Annotated in this window: 21 protein-coding genes; 14 read left to right on the forward strand and 7 right to left on the reverse strand. The window is 62.0% G+C overall.

What is annotated here, in order from left to right; all coding sequences use genetic code 11:
- Positions 1 to 7: 7 nt before the first annotated feature.
- From ssuD to ssuE, 3 genes are all read right to left on the reverse strand, one after another.
- Positions 8 to 1156, reverse strand: coding sequence for an FMNH2-dependent alkanesulfonate monooxygenase (gene ssuD / locus G7016_RS10715; protein ID WP_181113841.1), 1149 nt, complete (start codon positions 1154 to 1156; stop codon positions 8 to 10).
- Between the two features lie 43 nt (positions 1157 to 1199).
- The gene (locus G7016_RS10720; RefSeq protein ID WP_181113844.1) at positions 1200 to 2162 is read right to left on the reverse strand and encodes a sulfonate ABC transporter substrate-binding protein; all 963 of its coding nucleotides are present in this window, start codon (positions 2160 to 2162) and stop codon (positions 1200 to 1202) included.
- A gap of 74 nt (positions 2163 to 2236) precedes the next feature.
- Complete coding sequence (ssuE, locus tag G7016_RS10725; RefSeq protein WP_181113846.1) at positions 2237 to 2830, reverse strand: NADPH-dependent FMN reductase; 594 nt, start codon at positions 2828 to 2830, stop codon at positions 2237 to 2239.
- Positions 2831 to 3031: 201 nt separating this feature from the next.
- Here ssuE and G7016_RS10730 point away from each other — a divergent pair, with 201 nt between their 5' ends.
- The gene (locus G7016_RS10730) at positions 3032 to 4636 is read left to right on the forward strand and encodes an inorganic phosphate transporter (protein ID WP_181113849.1); all 1605 of its coding nucleotides are present in this window, start codon (positions 3032 to 3034) and stop codon (positions 4634 to 4636) included.
- Between the two features lie 44 nt (positions 4637 to 4680).
- Here G7016_RS10730 and G7016_RS10735 read toward each other — a convergent pair whose 3' ends face one another.
- Both G7016_RS10735 and G7016_RS10740 read right to left on the reverse strand, forming a co-directional pair.
- Positions 4681 to 4983, reverse strand: coding sequence for a helix-turn-helix domain-containing protein (locus G7016_RS10735; RefSeq protein WP_181113852.1), 303 nt, complete (start codon positions 4981 to 4983; stop codon positions 4681 to 4683).
- Between the two features lie 262 nt (positions 4984 to 5245).
- Positions 5246 to 5884 carry a peroxiredoxin gene (locus G7016_RS10740; RefSeq protein ID WP_181113854.1) on the reverse strand — a complete coding sequence of 213 codons (639 nt, stop codon included), beginning with the start codon at positions 5882 to 5884 and terminating at the stop codon, positions 5246 to 5248.
- A 273-nt stretch (positions 5885 to 6157) separates the two neighbouring features.
- Here G7016_RS10740 and tauA point away from each other — a divergent pair, with 273 nt between their 5' ends.
- The 6 genes from tauA (at position 6158) to G7016_RS10770 (ending at position 11531) form a co-directional block, all read left to right on the forward strand.
- A complete protein-coding gene (gene tauA, locus G7016_RS10745; protein ID WP_181113856.1) occupies positions 6158 to 7141 on the forward strand; it encodes a taurine ABC transporter substrate-binding protein in 984 nt (327 codons plus the stop codon).
- A gap of 28 nt (positions 7142 to 7169) precedes the next feature.
- Positions 7170 to 7958 carry a taurine ABC transporter ATP-binding subunit gene (gene tauB, locus G7016_RS10750; protein ID WP_181113858.1) on the forward strand — a complete coding sequence of 263 codons (789 nt, stop codon included), beginning with the start codon at positions 7170 to 7172 and terminating at the stop codon, positions 7956 to 7958.
- Positions 7955 to 8782, forward strand: a complete 828-nt coding sequence (tauC, locus tag G7016_RS10755; RefSeq protein WP_181113860.1) for a taurine ABC transporter permease TauC — start codon at positions 7955 to 7957, stop codon at positions 8780 to 8782. The genes tauB and tauC overlap by 4 nt, the downstream gene beginning before the upstream one ends.
- A gap of 36 nt (positions 8783 to 8818) precedes the next feature.
- Positions 8819 to 9652 (forward strand): taurine dioxygenase, encoded by an 834-nt coding sequence (gene tauD, locus G7016_RS10760; protein WP_181113862.1) that lies wholly within the window; start codon positions 8819 to 8821, stop codon positions 9650 to 9652.
- 54 nt (positions 9653 to 9706) lie between these two features.
- Positions 9707 to 10717 carry a hypothetical protein gene (locus tag G7016_RS10765; protein WP_181113864.1) on the forward strand — a complete coding sequence of 337 codons (1011 nt, stop codon included), beginning with the start codon at positions 9707 to 9709 and terminating at the stop codon, positions 10715 to 10717.
- A gap of 73 nt (positions 10718 to 10790) precedes the next feature.
- Positions 10791 to 11531, forward strand: a complete 741-nt coding sequence (locus G7016_RS10770) for an SDR family oxidoreductase (RefSeq protein ID WP_181113866.1) — start codon at positions 10791 to 10793, stop codon at positions 11529 to 11531.
- Positions 11532 to 11546: 15 nt separating this feature from the next.
- On the opposite strand, the gene betT is transcribed toward G7016_RS10770, so the two are convergent.
- Both betT and epsC read right to left on the reverse strand, forming a co-directional pair.
- The gene (gene betT / locus G7016_RS10775; RefSeq protein WP_181113868.1) at positions 11547 to 13511 is read right to left on the reverse strand and encodes a choline transporter BetT; all 1965 of its coding nucleotides are present in this window, start codon (positions 13509 to 13511) and stop codon (positions 11547 to 11549) included.
- Positions 13512 to 13667: 156 nt separating this feature from the next.
- Positions 13668 to 14615 carry a serine O-acetyltransferase EpsC gene (gene epsC, locus G7016_RS10780; RefSeq protein ID WP_181113870.1) on the reverse strand — a complete coding sequence of 316 codons (948 nt, stop codon included), beginning with the start codon at positions 14613 to 14615 and terminating at the stop codon, positions 13668 to 13670.
- Positions 14616 to 14835: 220 nt separating this feature from the next.
- Between epsC and G7016_RS10785 the strand changes: the two genes are divergently transcribed.
- From G7016_RS10785 to G7016_RS10815, 7 genes are all read left to right on the forward strand, one after another.
- Positions 14836 to 15834, forward strand: a complete 999-nt coding sequence (locus tag G7016_RS10785) for a D-cysteine desulfhydrase (RefSeq protein WP_181113872.1) — start codon at positions 14836 to 14838, stop codon at positions 15832 to 15834.
- A 28-nt stretch (positions 15835 to 15862) separates the two neighbouring features.
- The gene (gene tcyJ / locus G7016_RS10790; RefSeq protein WP_181113874.1) at positions 15863 to 16654 is read left to right on the forward strand and encodes a cystine ABC transporter substrate-binding protein; all 792 of its coding nucleotides are present in this window, start codon (positions 15863 to 15865) and stop codon (positions 16652 to 16654) included.
- Entirely contained in the window at positions 16651 to 17319 is a 669-nt protein-coding gene (gene tcyL, locus G7016_RS10795; protein WP_181113876.1) for a cystine ABC transporter permease, read from the forward strand. The genes tcyJ and tcyL overlap by 4 nt, the downstream gene beginning before the upstream one ends.
- Before the next feature lie 3 nt (positions 17320 to 17322).
- Positions 17323 to 18066, forward strand: coding sequence for an L-cystine ABC transporter ATP-binding protein TcyN (gene tcyN / locus G7016_RS10800; RefSeq protein WP_181113878.1), 744 nt, complete (start codon positions 17323 to 17325; stop codon positions 18064 to 18066).
- 139 nt (positions 18067 to 18205) lie between these two features.
- Positions 18206 to 19015 carry a MetQ/NlpA family ABC transporter substrate-binding protein gene (locus G7016_RS10805; RefSeq protein WP_181113881.1) on the forward strand — a complete coding sequence of 270 codons (810 nt, stop codon included), beginning with the start codon at positions 18206 to 18208 and terminating at the stop codon, positions 19013 to 19015.
- A 3-nt stretch (positions 19016 to 19018) separates the two neighbouring features.
- Positions 19019 to 20134 (forward strand): methionine ABC transporter ATP-binding protein, encoded by a 1116-nt coding sequence (locus G7016_RS10810; RefSeq protein ID WP_181113884.1) that lies wholly within the window; start codon positions 19019 to 19021, stop codon positions 20132 to 20134.
- Positions 20124 to 20768 carry a methionine ABC transporter permease gene (locus G7016_RS10815; protein ID WP_181113887.1) on the forward strand — a complete coding sequence of 215 codons (645 nt, stop codon included), beginning with the start codon at positions 20124 to 20126 and terminating at the stop codon, positions 20766 to 20768. The genes G7016_RS10810 and G7016_RS10815 overlap by 11 nt, the downstream gene beginning before the upstream one ends.
- Positions 20769 to 20917 lie beyond the last annotated feature (149 nt).

Raw genomic sequence — 20917 nt, forward strand, 5'->3', positions numbered from 1 at the left:
CGCCCCCTCAGCTCTGCGCTGCGGCTTTGGGAAGGATGTCATTGGCGACCATTTCCCCGAACGGGCTGATGTACCCCGTGCCGCCTGCGGCTTGGGGCCGCTCTAAATCCAGATGTGGGAACAGCAGCTCCGCCACGCGGTACGACTCTTCCAGGTGGGGGTAGCCGGAGAAAATGAAGGTGTCGATGCCCAGGTCGCCGTATTCCTTCACACGCGCTGCAACGGTTGGCCCGTCGCCCACCAAAGCGGTACCCGCACCACCACGAACCAGCCCTACGCCCGCCCAGAGGTTGGGGCTGACTTCGAGTTGATCGCGGCGCCCGCCGTGCAAGGCTGCCATGCGTTGCTGGCCAACCGAGTCGAAGCGCGCGAATGCGGATTGCGCCTTGGCAATCGTCTCGTCGTCCAGCTGAGCGATCAGCCGGTCAGCCGCGCGCCAGGCCTCTTCGTTGGTTTCCCGAACGATTACATGCAGGCGGATACCGAAGCGTACGGTGCGGCCCTGGGCGGCGGCTTTCTCGCGCACTTGGGCAATCTTCTCGGCCACTGCGGCAGGCGGCTCGCCCCAGGTGAGGTACAGCTCGACCTGCTCGGCGGCGAGGTCCTGCGCGGCGTCCGACGAGCCACCGAAGTACAGCGGCGGTCGCGGTTGCTGGATAGGCGGGTACAGCAGCTTCGCGCCTTTGACCTTCAGGTGCTTGCCGTCGTAATCCACCGTCTCCCCTTCCAGCACGCGGCGCCAGATGCGGGTGAATTCCACCGAGGCTTCGTAACGCTCTTCATGGGTGAGGAACAGGCCATCGCCGGCGAGCTCATCCGGGTCGCCCCCGGTGACCAGGTTAAACAGGGCACGCCCGTTGGACAGGCGGTCCAGCGTAGCCGCCTGACGCGCCGCTACGGTTGGCGAGATAATCCCCGGGCGCAACGCCACCAGGAACTTCAAGCGTTGAGTCACCGGGATCAGCGATGCCGCGACCAGCCAGGAGTCTTCGCAGGAGCGGCCGGTAGGGATAAGCACCCCGCCAAAGCCCAGGCGGTCCGCTGCCTGGGCAATCTGCTGCAGATAGCCATGGTCAACCGCGCGGGCGCCATCCGACGTGCCCAGGTAGTGGCCGTCGCCATGCGTAGGTAGAAACCAGAAAATGTTCAGGCTCATGGGAGTTGTCTCCAGAGTGAGCGCCGGCGCGGCCGGCGCAAGATTATTTGCTTGCGATGCCTGCCGGCGGCGTCCAGATGACGTCCTTGATGCTCAACGGCTTGGGAATCAACTTCAGCTGGTAAAAGGCGTCGGCGATCTTCTGCTGGGCATTTATCACTTCAGGCGAGATGTACGCTGCGCCGAAGCCCTGGCGTTTCACCGAGGTCAATACGATCGGCGCGGGCAGGCCCAGCAACGGCGCTACCTGCTGCGTCACTTCGTCAGGGTTGGCGCGCGACCATTCACCGGTCTTGCGCACTTCATCCACAAGGGCCGCAACTACATCCGGGTGCGCTTGTGCATACGGCCGGGTAGCCAGGTAAAACTGGTTGTTGTCCACCAGGCCGGTGCCGTCACGCAGCGTACGGGCGTTGAGCTGCTGTTCCGCGGCGGCCTGGTAGGGGTCCCAGATCACCCAGGCATCCACGCTGCCACGCTCGAATGCCGCGCGGGCATCGGCTGGCGGCAGGAATATGGTCTGGATGTCGCTGTACTTCAGGCCGGCGTCTTCCAGGGCCCGCACCAGCAGGTAATGAACGTTGGAGCCCTTGTTCAGCACTACTTTCTTACCCTTGAGGTCCTTCACGCTGGTAACCGGCGAATCCTTGGGTACCAGAATCGCTTCGCTGGTTGGCGCTGGAGGCTCATGGGCCACGTACAGCAGATCGGCACCTGCCGCCTGGGCGAACACAGGCGGGGTTTCACCGGTGACGCCGAAGTCGATCGAGCCAACGTTCAGCCCTTCCAGCAGTTGCGGGCCGCCAGGGAACTCGGTCCATTGAACAGTAATGCCTTGGTCGGCCAGGCGCTGTTCAAGGGTGCCCTTGGCTTTGAGCAGCACCAGGGTGCCGTACTTCTGATAGCCGATGCGCAGGGTGTCGGCCTGGGCCTGGCTGAGGGCGCCAAAGGCAAGGGTCGCGGCAAACAGGGCGACCAGGCCTCGACGCAAGGTAAACGGGCGCATGGCGCTCTCCTTGAGAAATGTCGGGGGTACCGGTACCTGCTTCCCGTGGTCGGGTCAGTAAGTACGTAAGGTGTTCAGATGCTCCAGCGCGCCTCGATCAGGCTGCGGCTGAGTTGCCCGGGTGCCAGCGGGCGAGGCCGCCGCACCAGGGCTTGATGGAAATCTTCCAGTGCGGCTTCAAGCCGTTGCTCCAGTGCCTGCGCGAGGCCCGCCGGGGCCGATCCCTGTGCATAGGTGATCTGGCTGTCTTCGGCGAATATCCCTTGCAGCATTTCCTGGGCCTTGAGGGCCGCGAGCACGGGCTTGAGCGCGTAATCGACCGCGAGCATGTGGGCGATGCTGCCCCCTGTGGCGATTGGCAAAACCACCTTATGGCTGAGCGCGCGTTCGGGCAGCAGGTCCAGCAAGGTTTTCAGCGCGCCGCTGAACGACGCTTTATACACAGGGGTAGCAACGATCAGGCCGTCCGCCTGTTCTACTTTCTGTTGAAAGTCCACCACCTGAGGGCTATCGAAGCGGGCGTGCAACAAATCTTCGGCAGGAAATTCACGTACCTGGTAGCTCACTACTTCCACACCGCGTTGCTGTAGCAGGTGCCGGGCGCGTTCGAGTATCACGTTGGAGCGAGAGCGTACGCTGGGGCTTCCTCCGATTGAGACAACTAGCATTCGGGCTTCCTTAGGGTCGCTGTGTAAACGTAAAGCGAGAGTACAGCGGATGGTTTATATCCATAAATCATATTTATTCATTTGCTTATGCCTAAACGGCATTGCCGGCCATCGGCTTTCAACTGCACTGAAACACTTGGAAACTTTCTGTCATATTTAAAGCGGATCATGGGTCAGGTCCCCCTCACTCGGAGCTGCCCCATGACCACCCCTCCCCTGAACGCGGGAGCTGTCAGAACCGGGCCGGTTCTCGATCGCCGCGCCTCTCCCTTGAGCAAGGCCATTCTCTACGCAGTATTAATCGCCGGGCTTTGCTACATGTTCTGGAGCCTCAGCCAGGATCTCGACACGAGCAATGCATCGAGTACCACATGGACGCCCTACATACTGCTGGGCGTGGCTCTGATCATTGCGTTGGGGTTCGAGTTCGTGAACGGTTTCCATGACACGGCAAATGCTGTGGCAACGGTGATCTACACCCACTCGCTGCCGGCTCATGTGGCTGTGATGTGGTCGGGCTGCTTCAACTTTCTGGGCGTGCTCGCCTCCAGCGGCGCGGTGGCCTTCGGCATCATTGCACTGCTGCCGGTGGACCTGATCCTTCAGGTAGGGTCGTCGGCCGGCTTTGCGATGATCTTCGCCCTGTTACTGGCTGCAATCCTCTGGAACCTGGGCACCTGGGCGCTCGGCTTGCCCGCTTCCTCCTCGCATACGCTGATCGGCTCCATCATCGGGGTGGGCGTGGCCAATGCGTTGATGAATGGCCGCGATGGCGTATCAGGCGTGGATTGGGGCCAAGCCGCCAAGGTGGGTTATGCCTTGCTGCTGTCCCCGCTGATCGGCTTCGCGTGTGCAGGGTTGCTGATGCTTGGCTTGCGCCACTTCGTGAAGAACCGTGCGCTCTACCAGGCCCCCGAAGGCAGCGCGCCGCCGCCGTTCTGGATTCGCAGCTTGCTCATACTTACCTGCACGGGCGTGTCCTTCGCCCATGGCTCGAACGATGGGCAAAAGGGCATGGGGCTGATCATGTTGATCCTGATCGGTACCCTGCCCATGGCCTACGCCCTGAACCGGGCGATTCCCGAGCAACAAACGCAACGGTTCGCGGCGCTGGCCCAGGTGACCCAACAAGCACTGGTAAAGGCGGAGCCGCAACCGTTGACCCAAGACCCACGCCAGCATCTGGAAGCCTTCCTGATCGACCACAAGCCAAGCGCCGGGCTGGTGCCGGCGCTGGCGGCAGTGGTGGGCAGTATCGGCGACCAAGTGAGGTCGTACGGCTCGCTGGACCGCGTACCCGCCCGCGCCAGCTCCAACGTGCGCAACGACATGTACCTGGCGTCCGAAGCGATTCGGGTGATGGAAAAAGAAAAGATCGGCACCTTTGACGCCGACACCCGCGACAAGCTCAAGGCCTTCCAGGATTACATCGGCGAGGCCACGCGCTTCATACCGCCGTGGGTCAAGGTTGCCGTGGCGCTGGCGCTCGGCATGGGCACACTGGTGGGCTGGAAGCGCATTGTGGTGACGGTAGGCGAGCGCATCGGCAAGACCCACCTCACCTACGCCCAGGGCGCCAGCGCAGAGACGGTGGCCATGCTCACTATTGCCGCGGCGGACATGTACGGGTTGCCCGTCTCCACCACACATGTGCTGTCTTCCGGAGTAGCAGGCACCATGGCCGCCAATGGCTCGGGCCTGCAGATGCGCACCGTGCGCAACCTGCTCATGGCGTGGGTGCTTACCCTGCCGGCGGCTATTGCGCTGTCGGCTGGGCTGTACTGGTTATTCAGGCAGTTTGTTTAAGGAAGGGCAAACAGGGCCCTGGGTTCTAACTCTGCATTAAGCGTTTAGAGCAGCACTTGCAGCCCCTTGCTAGCAATAATATTGAGCAGCTTCAGCGCAGGCCCGCTTGGGCAGGTTTCCCCTTGCTCCCATTTACGCACTGTGGACGCAGTGGTGTGTAGATGGTGAGCAAACACAGGCTGGCTGAACAGAAGCGATTCACGCAGATGTTTGATATCAGCTGCCGTGAAAGCACGCACAGGCGCCGGATAGCTCGTATCGAAGTCCCGCATTGTGACTTTATCGATAGCACCTGCTTTCTCTAGCGCGGCCAGGTCACCGCGAAGGGATTCAATGATCTCGCTCATTGCACGATACCCAGGGCGGATTTTTCTTCGCGAGCTTTCGCCCGCTTCCTACCGGGTGAAAGATCCTTACCCGTTTCGGGCACACCCTACCAGTCGGGTGCGTCACCGTCGCTAAATGCAGGGCGTTGATGGGGGCAACATTGCTAATAGATATTGCAGAAACGGGTGGTAGCTATAGCGTCGCATATGGGGGGTGCGGCAGCTTGCATAAAAAAGGGGGGCCAAGTCGATGGCCCCCCAAAGCCCTGCTTAGGCATTCGGTTCAGCGGTTGGGTTGCGGCGTGAGGCGCAGGTAGGGTTTCACGGCGCCGTAGCCCTTGGGAAAGCGCTGGGCGATTTCGGCTTCGTCCTTGAGCGACGGCACGATCACTACCTCATCCCCGTCCTGCCAGTTGGCGGGGGTCGCCACCTTGTGGCTGTCGGTGAGTTGTAACGAATCTATCACCCGAAGGATTTCATTAAAGTTACGGCCGGTGCTCGCCGGGTAAGTAATCGTCAGGCGCACTTTCTTGTTCGGGTCGATCACGAACAGCGAGCGCACCGTGAGGGTGTCATTGGCATTGGGGTGGATCAGGTCATAGAGGTCCGAAACCTTGCGATCGGCGTCGGCCAGGATCGGGAAGTTGACCGTGGTGTTCTGGGTTTCGTTGATGTCCTCGATCCACTTGATGTGGGAGTCCACTGGGTCCACGGACAGGGCTATGGCCTTCACGCTACGCTTGTCGAACTCATCCTTGAGCTTGGCGGTAAAGCCCAGTTCGGTCGTGCACACCGGGGTGAAGTCTGCGGGATGGGAAAAGAGCACGCCCCAACTGTTGCCTAACCATTCATGGAAATGAATGCGGCCAATGCTGGATTCCTGTTCGAAGTCAGGGGCGATGTCGCCAAGCTTGAGGCCCATGTTGTCAGCTCCTTGGGATGTATTGAGGCCATGGTGCATGGCCGGACGGGAATTAAAAAAGAATGAATAATGCTGTGGTTATAACCGTCAGCGTTATGCCTGCCGCTTGCTTACCTGCCGATATCGCCCCTTAAGGTGTAGCTCAAATGTGTCCTTGGCCGGTTGGAAAAAGCGTAACGAACCGCCATAAGCTAATGCCCAAATAGTATTTATACGCAATTTTTTATAACGATAATCTAGGTGCCATTCGCTCTCTCACCTAAGGCACTCCTTATGGCACGCCCCTTCGCTCCTCGCGCACTGTTCACCGCTATTGCCCTCACCGCTGTTGCGCTGTCTGCGCAGGCCGCGAACCTGACCGTGGGGTACCAGACCGGTATCGACCCGAGCAAAGTGCCTCAGGCTGACGGCGCCTATGAAAAGGCTATCGGTGAAAAAATCGACTGGCGCCGTTTCAACAGCGGCCCGGAAGTGGTCACAGCGCTGGCCTCCGGAGACGTACAGATCGGCAACCTGGGCTCCAGCCCACTCGCTGCAGCCGCATCGCGCAAACTGCCGATCGTGGCGTTTATCGTGTCCGCGCAAATCAACTCGTCCGAACAGCTTGTAGTGCGCAACGGCAGCGGTATTTCCAAGCCGGAAGATCTGGTGGGCAAAACCATCGCCACCCCCTTCGTCTCGACGTCTCACTACAGCCTGTTGGGGGCACTCAAGCATTGGGGCCTGGATACCACCAAAGTGAAGGTGGTCAACCTGCAGCCGCTCGAGATTGCCGCTGCGTGGAAGCGCGGGGACATCGACGGCGCGTTCGTGTGGTCGCCGGCGTTGGGTGAAATTCGCAAGACCGGCACGGTGCTCACCGATGCCGCGCAAGTAGGCCAGTGGGGCGCGCCCACCTTTGAAGTGTGGGTAGCGCGCAAGGATTACGCCGAGAAGCATCCGGACGTGATCGCCAAGTTTGCCCATGTCACGCTGGATGCCTACGCCAACTATGCCGCGCACAAGGACAGCTGGACTGCCGATTCCGCGCCCGTGCAGAAGATTGCCAAGCTGACCGGCTCCAACGCCAGCGATGTGCCTGAGCTGCTCGCCGGCTCTGCGTTCCCTGATGCCAGTGCTCAGGCCTCTGCCCAACTGCTGGAAGGCGGCACGGCCAAGGCGATCAGCGAAACCGCGAAATTCCTCAAGGAGCAAGGCAAGGTAGAGGCGGTTCTGCCGGACTACAGCCCCTACGTCAGCGCTACCTACATCAAATAAGCCGCACCGTTCATAGAGGGCCGAACCCATGGCACAGCTGGAGCTCGATCGTGTCAGCGCGCAGTACCCCGGTGCTTCATTGCCGGTATTACAGGACATTTCCCTGCGCTTGGGGCCAGACCAGCTGACCGTGGCGCTCGGCCCTTCCGGCAGCGGCAAAACCTCGTTGCTCAACCTGATTGCGGGCTTCGTGCCCCCTAGCGCGGGAAGCATCCGCCTGGACGGTGAAGCTGTGCTTGGGCCGGGCGCGGACCGCGGTGTGGTGTTCCAGGATGACGTATTGCTGCCATGGCAAAACGTGCTACAGAACGTTGCCTTTGGCCTTGCGCTGGCCGGTACCAGCCGCCCGTTGCGCGAGGCCCGTGCTCAAGAGCTGCTGGGGTTGGTCGGCCTTGCCCATTTCCGCGAGCGCCGGGTATGGGAGCTCTCTGGTGGCCAGAAGCAACGCGTCGGCCTTGCCCGCGCCTTGGCCGCCGACCCGCGCGTATTACTCATGGACGAGCCCTTCGGTGCGCTCGACGCATTCACCCGCGAGCAGATGCAAGAACTGCTGCTCAACGTATGGCGACGCACGTCCAAGCCGGTTTTCCTGATCACCCACGACATCGAGGAAGCCGTATTCCTGGCGACCGAGCTGATCCTGCTCGCACCCAACCCTGGACGGATCGTGGAACGGCTGTCGCTGGATTTCGGCCGCCGGTACGCCAACGGAGAACCGGCGCGGGCGATCAAATCCGACCCCCGCTTCATTGAAACCCGCGAGCATGTGCTTTCCCGTGTGTTCTCTCAGCGCAGCGTGATCGAGGAGGCCGTATGAGCAGCGTCGACCTGGCCCTTGAAGCCACTAGCTCCCCTGCCCCCACCAAGGGCTGGCACGTAGGTACGCGGACGATCAGCCTGCTGACCGGAGCTAGCCTGCTGCTGGCCTGGTGGGCCTCGACCCATTTTGGCCTGATTGATCCGTTGTTCCTGCCCGCCCCCGCGTCGGTCGCGGAAAAAGGCTGGTTGCTGGCAACCACGGGCTACATGGACTCCACCCTCTGGCAGCACCTAGGCGCCAGCCTGCAACGCATCGGCATCGCGCTGGGCCTGGCCATTCTCACGGCAATCCCGGTGGGCATCGCTATCGGGCGCAACCGTATTGCCAGGGGCATCCTCGATCCGCTGATCGAGTTCTACCGCCCTATACCGCCGTTGGCCTACTTGCCCTTGATCGTGATCTGGTGCGGCATTGGCGAATTCTCCAAGGTGCTGCTGATTTACCTCGCCATTTTTGCCCCGATCGCTATAGCCACCGCCACCGGGGTGCGCACGGTCGACCCCGCCCGCTTGCGCGCTGCGCAATCGCTGGGCGCCTCCCGGGCACAACTGGTTCGCCACGTGATACTGCCCAGCGCCCTGCCGGACATCCTTACCGGTGTTCGCATTGGTCTGGGCGTGGGCTGGTCCACGCTGGTGGCCGCCGAGCTGATTGCCGCCACCAGTGGGCTGGGGTTCATGGTGCAATCGGCGGCGCAATTTCTGGTCACCGATGTGGTGGTACTGGGCATCCTGATTATCGCGGTGGTTGCTTTCGCGCTGGAGCTGGGGCTGCGCGCGTTGCAGCGCAAGCTGGTGCCATGGCACGGCCAGAGTCACTGATCCGCACTTTCGTATTGGTCAACCGAGCGAACTGAAATGACATTTACCGTAACCCCCCTCAACCCGGCCATTGGCGCGCGGGTCGAGGGCATCGATCTGGCCTCGCCCATCAGCCCCGCACAGCAGCAGGTGCTCGAAGGCGCCCTGCTTGACCATCAGGTGCTGTTCTTCCGCAACCAGCCCCTTACCCCTCGGCAGCAAGCGCGCCTGGCAATGGAGTTCGGCGAGCTGCACACTCATCCGATTTACCCGAACGTGCCCGAGCAGCCCGAAGTGCTGGTTCTGGATACCGCAATCACAGACGTGCGCGATAACGCCATCTGGCACACCGATGTGACCTTCCTCCCTACGCCCGCCATGGGCGCGGTGCTGGCGGCCAAACAGGTGCCGGCCTACGGTGGCGATACCCTCTGGGCCAGTGGCATCGCTGCCTGGGAAGGGCTGTCGGCGCCCATGCAACGCTTGCTCGAAGGGCTGACCGCCACCCATGACTTCACCAAATCTTTCCCGCTTGAGCGGTTCGGCAGCACGCCGGAGGATCTCGCGCGCTGGGAGGACACCCGTCGGCGCCATCCGCCCGTAAGCCACCCGGTGATGCGTACGCATCCGGTCAGCGGGCGCCGGGCGCTGTTCGTGAATGACGGCTTTACTACCCGGATCAATGAGCTGTCCGAACAGGAAAGCGCTGCCCTGCTGCCGATGCTGTTCGCCCATGCCACCCGGCCGGAATTCACCGTGCGCTGGCAATGGCAAGCCGATGATGTAGCCTTCTGGGATAACCGGGTTACCCAGCACTATGCGGTGGATGATTACCGACCGGCCCGTCGGGTGATGCACCGGGCGACTATCCTGGGTGACGCCCCGTACTGAAACGGGCTTGCCGGTGCTTCGTACTTGGCAAAGGCCCAGCAATGGAGTTTGCCAATGCCCCCTCGCTACCTTGCCGCCCTGCTGTGCATGGCCTGCGTTTTAACCGCGCCTGCGAAGGCTGACGACGCCCTCCAGGTGGTGCCGATAAGCCCCGGATATGCCTTGGCCGCGTTCGCCAACCAATCGGTGACGGCGGCCGAGCAGGCACCCGAGGTGGAACAGGCGGTGATTATCCTGCATGGGGTTCGGCGCAATCCGCAGGATTACTTCCATATTGGCCAGCAGATACTGGCCGCCGAGCACTGGACTGATGCCCAAACGCTGCTATTGGCGCCAGGGTTCTTCACCGCTCGGGATAACCCGAACGCTGCCGACGTTCCGTTGTGGGATCGGCGATGGATGCAAGGCAGCCCGTCGGTACAGGGCCAGGCTGGTATTACCCCGGTGCAGGCCCTGGACGACCTGCTGGCGTGGTTGGGCAATGGTGAACGCTATCCTCGGCTCAAGCGCATCCTGCTGATCGGCCATTCGGCGGGCGGCCAGTTGCTGCAGCGTTATGCCGTATTCGGGAATGCCGAGCAGCGCCTTTCCTCCCGAGAGGTTGAGGTGCACTACGTGATCTCCAGCCCGTCGAGCTACCTCTACTTCGATGACCGCCGCCCTTCGGGAGCTGGCTTCGATGAAGCCGCAGTCGCTCATTGCCCTGAGGTAAACCATTACCGCTATGGCCTTGAGGGCGTGCCAGGCTATCTGGCAGCCCAGCCCATAGCGGCGCATGCGCTGTTCGAGCGCTACGCGAAGCAGCACATCACGTATCTGGTAGGCGCGGCGGACAACGATCCGGGGCACCGGTTGCTGGACAAAACCTGCGCAGCCGAAGCGCAAGGCAGCTCGCGCCTGGACCGCCAACGGCATTTCCTTGCCTATGAACGGCTGCTTGGCCAGCAATGGCATGCCTCTGTTGCACACGCGCAGGCCGAGGTGCCGGGGGTGGGCCATAACGCCGAAGGCCTCTACGCCTCGCCGGTAACGCTCAAATTGCTGGCCAATGGCAGCAGCCACTGATTTTCATCCACCGTGGGGGCGCGCTGGGCTATGGTTGCTTGCCTGGATTTCTTATTTTTCGAAGGAGCGTGTGATGGTCAAGCCTGGTCAAAAAGTTGCCCTCGTCACCGGGGCGTCCCGCGGAATAGGCGCCGCGCTGGCACTGCGCCTGGTGGATGAGGGCTATGCCGTCGCTATCAACTATGCCCGCAGCGCAGCAGAAGCCGAGGCACTGGTAAAGCGGATTACCGACGAGGGCGGCCGGGCCGTTGCCATTCAAGCAGACGTGTCGAAGAGCGAAGACGTGCGACGCCTGTTCGACGAAACCGAGAACCAACTCGGCAAGCTGGACGTGCTGGTGAACAACGCTGGCGTGCTGAAAATGGTTTCGTTGGCTGACAGCACCGATGAGCTTTACGAAAACACGTTCAACATCAACACCCGCGGTACGTTCAATACCCTGCGCGAGGCCGCGCGCCGCATGAACGACGGCGGCCGTATCGTGAATTTCTCCAGCAGCACCGTGGGCATGAACCTGCCCAACTACTCGATCTATATCGCCAGCAAGGCGGCGGTGGAATCCTTCACCAAGGTATTCGCCCAGGAACTGCGCGGCCGCCAGATCACTGTAAACGCTGTGGCGCCAGGGCCGGTCGCGACCGAGCTGTTCTTCGAAGGCAAAAGCGACGAGCAGGTACAGGCCCTGGCCAAGCGCCCGCCTCTGGAACGCCTGGGCGAGCCCGACGACATCGTTAGCGTGGTCGCCTTCCTGGTGGGGCCGGAAGGCGGCTGGATCAACGGGCAAGTGCTTCGGGCGAACGGCGGCATCGTTTAAACGCCGCCCATTCACTTACCGCACCAGGTGCAGGAACTGCATGTGCCGCTCATACTGGTCGAGCATGTCGGTGATGATCTGGTCCTTGTGGTAGCCCACCAGGTCGTAATCCTGGCTACCCTCGGCCAGATGCACTTCGGCGCGGTAATAGCGGCGGTTCTTCAGCTCCCGGTTGCCCATGCTGCCCCGGGCGAACGAAGGGGTGAAATACCCGCGCATGCGCACCTGGTACACGAACGGGCGCTCCTCGCCGTGGGTCACGATCAGGCTTTCGGCCCCATGGCCCGTGTCTTCTTCCACCCGTGCATTAAGGCCCTTGCCTACAAACTCGGCGCAAACGTCCTGCATGGCGGGGCGCACCGAACCTTCCATGAAACGGTATACCTCGTCGCGCGACGGGAAGTGCACCGCCTGGCTCAGGCGCTGGCGCCAGCCGCCACGGCCGCGGGCACGCCCGGCCAATGTGGTGGGGGCCAGCGAGTAAAGTTGAGCGATCTGCCGCTGGGACTCCATGTAGAACGCCTTGTGCAGGCCCCACATCATCAGCAGGAGGATCAACGAAAACGGCAGCGACGTCAGTACCACCGCCGACTTCAGCGAATCGATGCTGCCAGCGAACAGCAGGCCACCCGTCACCAGCGCCGTGGCACTGCCCCAGAACACCCGCAGCCACTTGGGCCCGTCTTCATCCGGGCTACCGCCCTTGGCCGACAGGGTGGACAGCACCACGGTGCCTGAATCCGCCGAAGTGACGAAGAACACGAAGCTTACGAATACCGTTACCCCGATAACCGTGCGGCTCCAGGGGTATTGCTGCAACATCAGGTAAAGGGTGCGGGAGGGGTCGGCGACCGCTGAACCTGCCAGGTCCAGTACGCCGTGCAGTTGAAGGTCCAGCGCACTGTTGGCGAAGATGGACATCCACGCCAAGGTGAAGCCCAGCGGGATGAACAGCACCCCGAATACGAACTCGCGGATGGTTCGGCCACGGGAAATACGCGCGATGAACAGGCCTACGAACGGGGCCCACGCAATCCACCACGCCCAGTAGAAGACCGTCCAGTCGCCCAGCCAGCCGCCGGCGTCACCGTAGGCATAGAGGTCAAAGCTTTTGGCAGGCAGTACCGACAGGTAGTCGCCAATGTTCTGCACCAGGGTGTTCAGCAAGTGCTGGGTAGGCCCGGCGAAGAGCACGAACAGCAACAGGCCGCAGGCGAGCAGCATGTTCAGGTCGGACATCAGGCGCACACCCTTGTCCACGCCCGACACGGCTACCAGGATCGCCGCACCCATCATCAGCGCAATCAACCCCAGCTGTACCCATTGGCTATGGGGCACCCCAAACAGCTGATCCAGCCCGGCATTGAGGTGCAGTACCCCAAAGCCCATGTCCGCGCCCAGGCCGAACACCGTCGCGATGATGCCGAAACCATCCACCGCATAGCCGATCGGGCCATTGATGCGCTTGCCAATCAACGGATACAACGCAGAGCGCAGTGCAAGCGGCAGGTTGTGTCGATAGGCGAAATACCCCAGCGCCATGCCCACGAACGCAAACCCGCCCCAGCCATGCAGGCCCCAGTGCAGGAACAGTAGCTGCATGGCCTGGCGCCCGGCGGCTGCGGTACCCCCTTCGCCCACAGGTGGCTGGGAAAAGTGGGTAAGGGGCTCGGATACGCAAAAGAAGAACAGCGTGATGCTGATACCGGCGGCGAACAGCATGCCGGCCCAGGACAAATAGCTGAATTCTGGCTCGTCGTGGTCAGCGCCCAGCTTGATCCGCCCGTACCCCGACAAGGCAGTGACCACCACGAACACCAGGTAGAGGGTCATGGCCAGCAGGTAATACCAGCCAACGGTATTGGCGGCCCAGCTCTGCGCGGCGAGCAACCAGGCCCCGGCCTGGGCAGGGAAGGCCAGCACAACGGCAGCGAAGAGAAGGATGGCACCCGCGGCAAAAGCGAATACTGGCGGGTTCATACGAACAGGTGCGGAAAGACTGCTCACGGACAGGTCGGGCCTCCGGATGAACGCAGCATGCGAACATGTTTAAGTTGAACGAGCGTTCAATTTAAACATGTTTATCCGTTGAGGCCAAACCGCCACGGCCGACCGGTGCCCGTGGCGATACCCGATTCAGCGCGTACTGCCTTCATCCTGCTGCAGGCTGGCCTGCGTGAGGTTGCTGCCTGGCGGCACGCTACGGGTGAGCCACACATTGCCCCCGATAGTCGAGCCTTTGCCGATGGTGATCCGCCCCAGGATGGTGGCCCCGGCATAGATGACCACGTCGTCTTCCACGATGGGGTGGCGCGGCAAGCCCTTCTGCAGGGTGCCGTCTTCCGCGGCCGGGAAACGTTTGGCACCCAATGTCACCGCCTGATAAATGCGCACCCGCTCGCCGATGATCGCGGTTTCGCCGATCACCACGCCCGTGCCATGGTCGATGAAGAAGCTTGGCCCGATCTGGGCGCCAGGGTGGATATCAATGCCTGTGGTGGAATGCGCCAGCTCCGAAGCGATACGGGCAAGCAGTGGCAGCCCTGCCTGATACAGGTGGTGGGCCAGGCGGTGGTGAATGACTGCCAGCACGCCGGGGTAGCACAGCAACACTTCATCCACGCTGCGCGCCGCAGGGTCGCCCTGGTAGGCGGCCAGTACGTCGGTATCGAGCAGTTGCCGAATGCCTGGCAAGGCGGCGGCAAAGCCCTGCGTGAGGCGCAAAGCGGTGGCGTCCAGTGCCTCGGTATTGCACGGGCCATGGCGCCCGGCATAGCGAAGCTCCAGGCGCGCCTGGGTCAGCAGCCCATTGAGTGCGGCATCCAGCGTGTGCCCCACGTAGAAGTCTTCACTTTCTTCGCGCAGGTCCACCGGCCCCAGGCGCATCGGGAACAGTGCGCCGCACAGCAGCTCGAGAATGGTTGCCATGGCTTCCCGCGAAGGCAGCTCGCGCCCGCCGGTGGAACCGCAGCTGCGGCCGTTCTGCCGGCGCCATTGCTCACGCGCGGCACGCAGCTCACCGACAATGCTTTTCAGTTGCCAGTGGCCGCCGTTCTGGCCCCACCCTTGCCCATTTTCGCTCACGGTCGCTTCTCCTGCGGTTAAGGGCGGTGCATACGGCTCGGGTATGCGCCGCTCCGGCGCCTACTGTACGGGAAATCCGACGTATCAAAAAATAACCGTTTTTGCACGCTACCCTGCGGTCAGGAATATGTAACAACCTCGCTAAAGTGGGGTCGAGAACGTATTGCCTGGGCGTGGTGCCATGCCTATAGTCGCGGTTCGTCCACTTATCGGATACTTCATGATCACCGAGCAGCTTTCCCGTTTCGCCCGCCTGGACCTGATGCCTGCCGCTACGCCGCTGGAAAAGCTCAACCGGCTTTCCACCTGGCTGGGCCGTGACGTCTACATCAAGCGCGACGACCTTACGCCACTGGCGTTGGGCGGCAACAAGCTGCGCAAGCTGGAGTATCTCGCGGCCGACGCCCTCGCGCAGGGCGCCGATACCCTGGTAACCGCCGGGGCGATCCAGAGCAACCATGTTCGGCAAACCGCCGCCCTCGCTGCCCGCCTGGGGCTGGCCTGCTTCGCCCTGCTGGAAAACCCCACCGGCACCACCCAGGCCGATTACCTGCATAACGGCAACCGCCTGCTGCTGGACCTGTTCGACGCCCGGGTCGAGCTTGTGGATAACCTCGATAATGCTCAGGCTTCGCTCGAAGCATTGGCGGCGCGCCTGCGTACCGCTGGCAAGCAGCCCTATATCGTGCCCATCGGCGGCTCCAGCCCAGTGGGCACGCTCGGTTACGTGCGCGCCGGGCTTGAGCTTGCCGAGCAGATCACCGCCAGCGGTGTTGAATTTTCCGCCGTGGTGCTGGCCAGTGGCAGTGCCGGGACCCATGCCGGCCTTGCCCTGGCCCTGAGTGAACAGCTCCCGCATTTGCCGGTGATTGGTGTGACGGTTTCGCGCGATGAAGACCAGCAGCGGCCCAAGGTCCGCCAATTGGTCGAGGCCACCGCCGAGCTGCTGGGTGTGCCGCTGCCAGCGGACTTCAAGGTTCACCTCTGGGACGAATACTATGGCCCTCGCTACGGCGAGCCGAACGCGGGCGGGCTGGCCGCGATCAAGCTGCTGGCGGGCCAGGAAGGCATCCTGCTCGATCCCGTGTACACCGCCAAGGCCATGGCAGGCCTGCTTGATGGCGTAGGCCGCCAGCGCTTCGACGACGGCCCGATCTTGTTCCTGCACACCGGCGGCGCTCCCGCGCTTTTTGCCTACACCGATGCCTGGTCAGCCTGACCCCTCCTCTTACAAAAAGGATATTTCCATGCGCTTGAACGCACTGCGTCGCCAGTTCGCCCTCACTGCCCTGGTGTTTGCCACCGCCTTCGGGGCTCAGGCCCAGGCTGGCGAGCAACTCCAGCAAATCAAGGACCACGGTGCGATCAAGGTAGGCCTCGAAGGCACCTATCCGCCGTTCAGCTTTGTGGACGAAAGCGGCAAATTGACTGGCTTCGAAGTGGAACTGGCGCAGGCACTGGCCAAGGAACTGGGCGTAAAGGCAGACGTTCAGCCCACCAAATGGGACGGTATCCTCGCCGCCCTGGAATCCAAGCGGCTGGATGTGGTGATCAACCAGGTGACCATCTCCGATGAGCGCAAGAAAAAATACGACTTCTCGGTCCCCTACACCGTGTCCGGCATTCAGGCCCTGACCCGTAAGGCAGACGCAAGCTCGATCAGCAAAGCGGCGGACCTGGCCGGCAAGAAGGTGGGCGTAGGCTTGGGCACCAACTACGAGCAGTGGCTCAAGCAGAACGTACCGCAGGCGGACGTGCGCACATACGAAGACGACCCAACCAAGTTCCAGGACCTGATGAACAAACGCATCGACGCGATTCTGGTGGACCGCCTGGCCGCGCTGGATACCGTGAAAAAAACCGGTGACCGCCTGGCCGTGGCTGGCGATGCCTTCTCACGGCAGGAAGCCGGCATTGCCCTGCGCAAGGGTGAGCCCGAGCTGCTCAAGGCGGTGGACGATGCGTTGGCCAAACTGCGCAAGGACGGCACCCTTGCCCAGCTGTCGCAGAAGTGGTTCGGCGCTGATGTAACGCAATGAATCAGGAAAGTTTGCGCGTTGCCCTGGAGTCACTACCCTTCCTGCTCCAGGGCGCCTGGTTTACCGTGATTCTCAGCCTGGGCGGCATGTTCTTCGGCCTGCTGCTCGGCTTTGCGCTGGCACTGATGCGCCTGTCCCGGCTGGTGGCACTGCGCGCGGTGTCGCGGGTGTATGTGTCGTTCTTTCGGGGCACGCCGCTGCTGGTGCAGCTGTTCCTGATTTATTACGGCCTGCCTTCCATAGGGCTGGAACTGAGCCCGCTCACGGCGGCCTTGATCGGCTTCTCGTTGAACATGGCTGCCTATGCGTGTGAAATCCTGCGTTCGGCCATCAGTTCCATCGACCGTGGCCAATGGGAAGCGGCTGCCAGTATCGGCATGACCCGTGCGCAAACCCTGCGCCGCACCATCCTGCCCCAGGCCGCTCGCACGGCCCTGCCACCGCTGGGCAACAGCTTTATCTCGCTGGTAAAGGACACGGCCCTGGCCGCTACCATCCAGGTGCCGGAGCTGTTCCGCCAGGCGCAGCTGGTAACGGCGCGTACCTTTGAAATTTTCGCCATGTACCTTACGGCCGCGTTGATCTACTGGGTGCTGGCCAGCATCCTCGCGCACTTCCAGAACCGCCTGGAACAGCGTGCCAACCGCCACGACCTGGAGCGTTAAGCAATGATTGTGGTGGAACACCTGACAAAGCGATTCGACGACACCACCGTGCTGGACGATGTGGACCTGAAGGTGAACGAAGGGGAAGTGGTGGCGATCATCGGGCCCAGTGGCTCGGGGAAAACCACCTTCCTGCGCTGCCTTAACCTGCTGGAAACACCCAGCGCCGGCCAGATACAGGTTGGCGCAGTGCACATCGATGCCGACCAGCCTATCGCCCGGCAGCAGGCGGCGGTTCGGCAACTGCGCCAGCAGGTAGGGTTCGTGTTCCAGAACTTCAACCTCTTCCCCCACCGCACCGCGTTGGAAAACGTGATCGAAGGGCCTGTGGTGGTTAAAAAGATGCCTCTGGACCAAGCCCAGGCCCTGGGTCGTTCACTGCTGGCCAAGGTAGGGCTGGCGGGCAAGGAAGACGCTTATCCGCGCAGGCTTTCCGGGGGCCAGCAGCAGCGCGTCGCCATTGCCAGGGCATTGGCGATGGAGCCGCAGGTGATTCTGTTTGACGAGCCCACCTCGGCGCTGGACCCGGAACTGGTTGGCGAAGTGTTGGCAACCATTCGCGGGCTTGCCGAAGAAAAACGCACCATGGTGATCGTGACCCACGAAATGAGCTTTGCACGCGACGTGGCCAACCGGGTGGTTTTCTTCGACAAGGGCCGGATCGTTGAACAGGGCGATCCCAAGGCGTTGTTTGCCTCGCCTCAGCATGAGCGCACCCGGCAGTTTTTGGGGAAGTTTCTGGGGTAAAGCGCTGACATTCCGCTTCTAATCCAAGCACAAACGGTTATTTCAAATCGTCTTCAAGCTCCTTTAGGGTATAACCACCGGACCACCGGACCACCACATGCACTCCGCCTTTGTGCGGTATCTATTTCGTGAGGACGGTATGGTTCGCGCTTCCCTGTTTACCCCGCTACGGGTACTGCTATTCAGTGCCGGCCTGATTGCCGGCGCCGCTCATGCCGCCGATGCGCCTTTGAAGGTAGGCACCACCGCCGCCTTTGCCATTCCCCTCGAAGCCGCTGTGGCGGAGGCAGAGAAGCAAGGGCTCAAGGTGGAGCTGGTGGAGTACACCGACTGGATCGCGCCCAACGTGAGCCTGGCCGCTGGCGACATCGACGTGAACTACTTCCAGCACATCCCCTTCCTGGAAAATGCGAAGCAGGCGGCAGGGTTCGACCTGGTGCCTTACGCGCCCGGCATCATCAACAACGTGGGCCTGTACTCCAAGCGTTTCAAAAGCTTCAACGACTTGCCACAGGGCGCATCGGTTGCAATTGCGAACGACCCGATCAACAGCGGTCGGGGCCTTCAGCTGCTGGCCAAGGCCGGGCTTATCGGGCTCAAGCCAGGTGTGGGCTACAAGGCCACCGAAGACGATATCGTCAGCAACCCCAAGCAGCTGAAAATCCTTCAGGTGGAGGCGGTGCAGCTGGTAAGGGCGTATGACGACGCCGATCTGGTGCAGGGCTACCCGGCCTATATTCGCCTGGCCAAGACGTTCGACCCCGAGTCCGCGCTGCTCTTCGACGGCCTGGACCATCCGGAATACGTGATTCAGTTTGTGATTCAGCCCCAGAAGAAAGACGACCCCCGGCTGGCCAGATTCATTGATATCTACCAGCACTCGCCAGTGGTGAAGGCGGCGTTGGACAAGTCTCTGGGCACGCTGTACCAGGTCGGCTGGAAGGGGTAAGCCATGAGTGCCCCTTCGCTACGCTTGATCGATAACACGTGCCTGGCCGAAACCAGCCAAGCACCCGACCCTGCTCGGGCCGCACCGCAGATCCGCCTTCAGGGCGTGAGCAAGGTGTATCAAGGCCCGCTCGGGCCCGTGCAAGCGCTCCGGGATATCAACCTGGAGATTCAGCGGGGCGAGGTCTTCGGCATTATCGGGCGAAGTGGCGCTGGCAAATCGTCCCTGTTGCGTACATTGAATCGCCTGGAGTCGCCGACGGCCGGCGACGTGATCCTGGACCAGATCAACCTGAGGACTTTGAACGAAGATCAACTGGTAGAAGCGCGCCGCGGCATTGGTATGATCTTCCAGCACTTCAACCTGATGTCGGCAAAAACAGTGGCGCAGAACGTGGAGCTGCCCCTGAAGGTCGCTGGCGTGTCTCGGGCGATACGGGAGCGCAAGGTCGCCGAGCTGCTGGCCCTGGTGGGGCTGGAGGGCAAGCACCATGTTTACCCCGCGCAGTTGTCCGGCGGCCAGAAGCAGCGCGTGGGTATTGCCCGCGCGCTCGTGCATGACCCCGCCGTATTGCTGTGCGACGAAGCGACTTCCGCGCTGGACCCCGAAACCACCGCCTCCATCCTGCACCTGCTGCGCGATATCAACCAGCGCCTTGGCCTCACCATCGTGTTGATCACCCATGAGATGGCGGTCATCCGGGATATCTGTGATCGCGTGGTAGTGCTCGAACAGGGCGAGGTGGTAGAGCAAGGGCCGGTGTGGCAGGTATTCGGTAATCCACGCCATGAGGTAAGCCGTACCTTGCTCGCCCCGCTACAACATGGCCTGCCCGCCGCGCTCGCAGGTCGCCTGCAACCCGTTCAGCACCCCGGCGCGTCGCTGGTGCTGGCGTTACGCTTCACCGGCGCCAGTGCGACCGAGCCGGACTTGTCCGGGCTGTTCCGTGCCTTGGGCGGGCATGTACGGCTGCTGCACGGCGGCATCGGGCAAATCCAAGGGCACACGCTGGGCCAGCTGGTGATTTCGGTGGCCCAGTCGCCGCTGGAACCTGCTCAGTTGATCGAGCGCGCCGGCCAGTGGGCCGAACAGGTAGAGGTACTGGGTTATGTGGATTGATCGCTTGCTGCAAGGTGCGCTGGATACCTTGTTGATGGTAGGGCTGAGCTCCCTGATTGCACTGCTGGTGGGCATTCCCATGGCGGTGATTCTGGTGACCAGTGACCGCGGCGGCATCTTCGAAGCGCCCGTGGTGAACCGCTTGCTGGGTGGCTTCGTGAACCTGTTCCGGTCCATTCCGTTTTTGATCCTGATGGTGGCGCTGATCCCCTTCACCCGGTGGATCGTCGGCACTACTTATGGGGTATGGGCCGCAGTGGTACCGCTCACACTCGCCGCTACGCCGTTCTTCGCCCGTATCGCCGAAGTAAGCTTGCGTGAGGTGGACCACGGCCTGATCGAAGCCGCCCAGGCCATGGGCTGCCGCCGCTGGCACATCATCTGGCACGTACTGCTGCCCGAAGCCCGGCCCGGCATTGTCGGGGGCTTCACGATTACCTTGGTCACCATGATCAACAGTTCAGCCATGGCCGGCGCGGTCGGTGCCGGTGGCCTGGGGGATATCGCCTACCGGTATGGGTATCAGCGCTTCGACACCCAGGTAATGCTCACCGTGATCGTGCTGCTGGTGGCGTTGGTGGCGGTGATCCAGTTGGGTGGCGACAGGCTGGCGCAGCGGCTGAACAAGCGCTGATATCCAGCCTGCCGGAGCCTGTTTGTAGCAGCCAAGCTTGCTTGCGACAGGCTTCACATCAGTGATACGCCGTTATCGCACTTATTCGCGAGCTACGCCTTCGGTTCCGCTCAGCTCCCACAAGGTTCGCGTTAATACCCTAAGGGGTT

This window comes from Pseudomonas japonica (genome assembly GCF_013522925.1).
GTDB lineage: Bacteria > Pseudomonadota > Gammaproteobacteria > Pseudomonadales > Pseudomonadaceae > Aquipseudomonas > Aquipseudomonas japonica_A.

Bases quoted from the DNA above. Each gene is read 5' to 3' on its own strand.
- ssuE (WP_181113846.1), bottom strand. From the start codon at position 2,830: ATGCTAGTTGTCTCAATCGGAGGAAGCCCCAGCGTACGCTCTCGCTCC.
- G7016_RS10735 (WP_181113852.1), bottom strand. From the start codon at position 4,983: ATGAGCGAGATCATTGAATCCCTTCGCGGTGACCTGGCCGCGCTAGAG.
- G7016_RS10720 (WP_181113844.1), bottom strand. From the start codon at position 2,162: ATGCGCCCGTTTACCTTGCGTCGAGGCCTGGTCGCCCTGTTTGCCGCG.
- betT (WP_181113868.1), bottom strand. From the start codon at position 13,511: ATGAACCCGCCAGTATTCGCTTTTGCCGCGGGTGCCATCCTTCTCTTC.
- tcyJ (WP_181113874.1), top strand. From the start codon at position 15,863: ATGCGCTTGAACGCACTGCGTCGCCAGTTCGCCCTCACTGCCCTGGTG.
- tauD (WP_181113862.1), top strand. From the start codon at position 8,819: ATGACATTTACCGTAACCCCCCTCAACCCGGCCATTGGCGCGCGGGTC.
- tauB (WP_181113858.1), top strand. From the start codon at position 7,170: ATGGCACAGCTGGAGCTCGATCGTGTCAGCGCGCAGTACCCCGGTGCT.
- G7016_RS10730 (WP_181113849.1), top strand. From the start codon at position 3,032: ATGACCACCCCTCCCCTGAACGCGGGAGCTGTCAGAACCGGGCCGGTT.
- tauC (WP_181113860.1), top strand. From the start codon at position 7,955: ATGAGCAGCGTCGACCTGGCCCTTGAAGCCACTAGCTCCCCTGCCCCC.
- tcyL (WP_181113876.1), top strand. From the start codon at position 16,651: ATGAATCAGGAAAGTTTGCGCGTTGCCCTGGAGTCACTACCCTTCCTG.
- ssuD (WP_181113841.1), bottom strand. From the start codon at position 1,156: ATGAGCCTGAACATTTTCTGGTTTCTACCTACGCATGGCGACGGCCAC.
- G7016_RS10810 (WP_181113884.1), top strand. From the start codon at position 19,019: ATGAGTGCCCCTTCGCTACGCTTGATCGATAACACGTGCCTGGCCGAA.
- tauA (WP_181113856.1), top strand. From the start codon at position 6,158: ATGGCACGCCCCTTCGCTCCTCGCGCACTGTTCACCGCTATTGCCCTC.
- G7016_RS10740 (WP_181113854.1), bottom strand. From the start codon at position 5,884: ATGGGCCTCAAGCTTGGCGACATCGCCCCTGACTTCGAACAGGAATCC.
- G7016_RS10770 (WP_181113866.1), top strand. From the start codon at position 10,791: ATGGTCAAGCCTGGTCAAAAAGTTGCCCTCGTCACCGGGGCGTCCCGC.
- G7016_RS10785 (WP_181113872.1), top strand. From the start codon at position 14,836: ATGATCACCGAGCAGCTTTCCCGTTTCGCCCGCCTGGACCTGATGCCT.
- G7016_RS10805 (WP_181113881.1), top strand. From the start codon at position 18,206: ATGGTTCGCGCTTCCCTGTTTACCCCGCTACGGGTACTGCTATTCAGT.
- G7016_RS10765 (WP_181113864.1), top strand. From the start codon at position 9,707: ATGCCCCCTCGCTACCTTGCCGCCCTGCTGTGCATGGCCTGCGTTTTA.
- tcyN (WP_181113878.1), top strand. From the start codon at position 17,323: ATGATTGTGGTGGAACACCTGACAAAGCGATTCGACGACACCACCGTG.
- G7016_RS10815 (WP_181113887.1), top strand. From the start codon at position 20,124: ATGTGGATTGATCGCTTGCTGCAAGGTGCGCTGGATACCTTGTTGATG.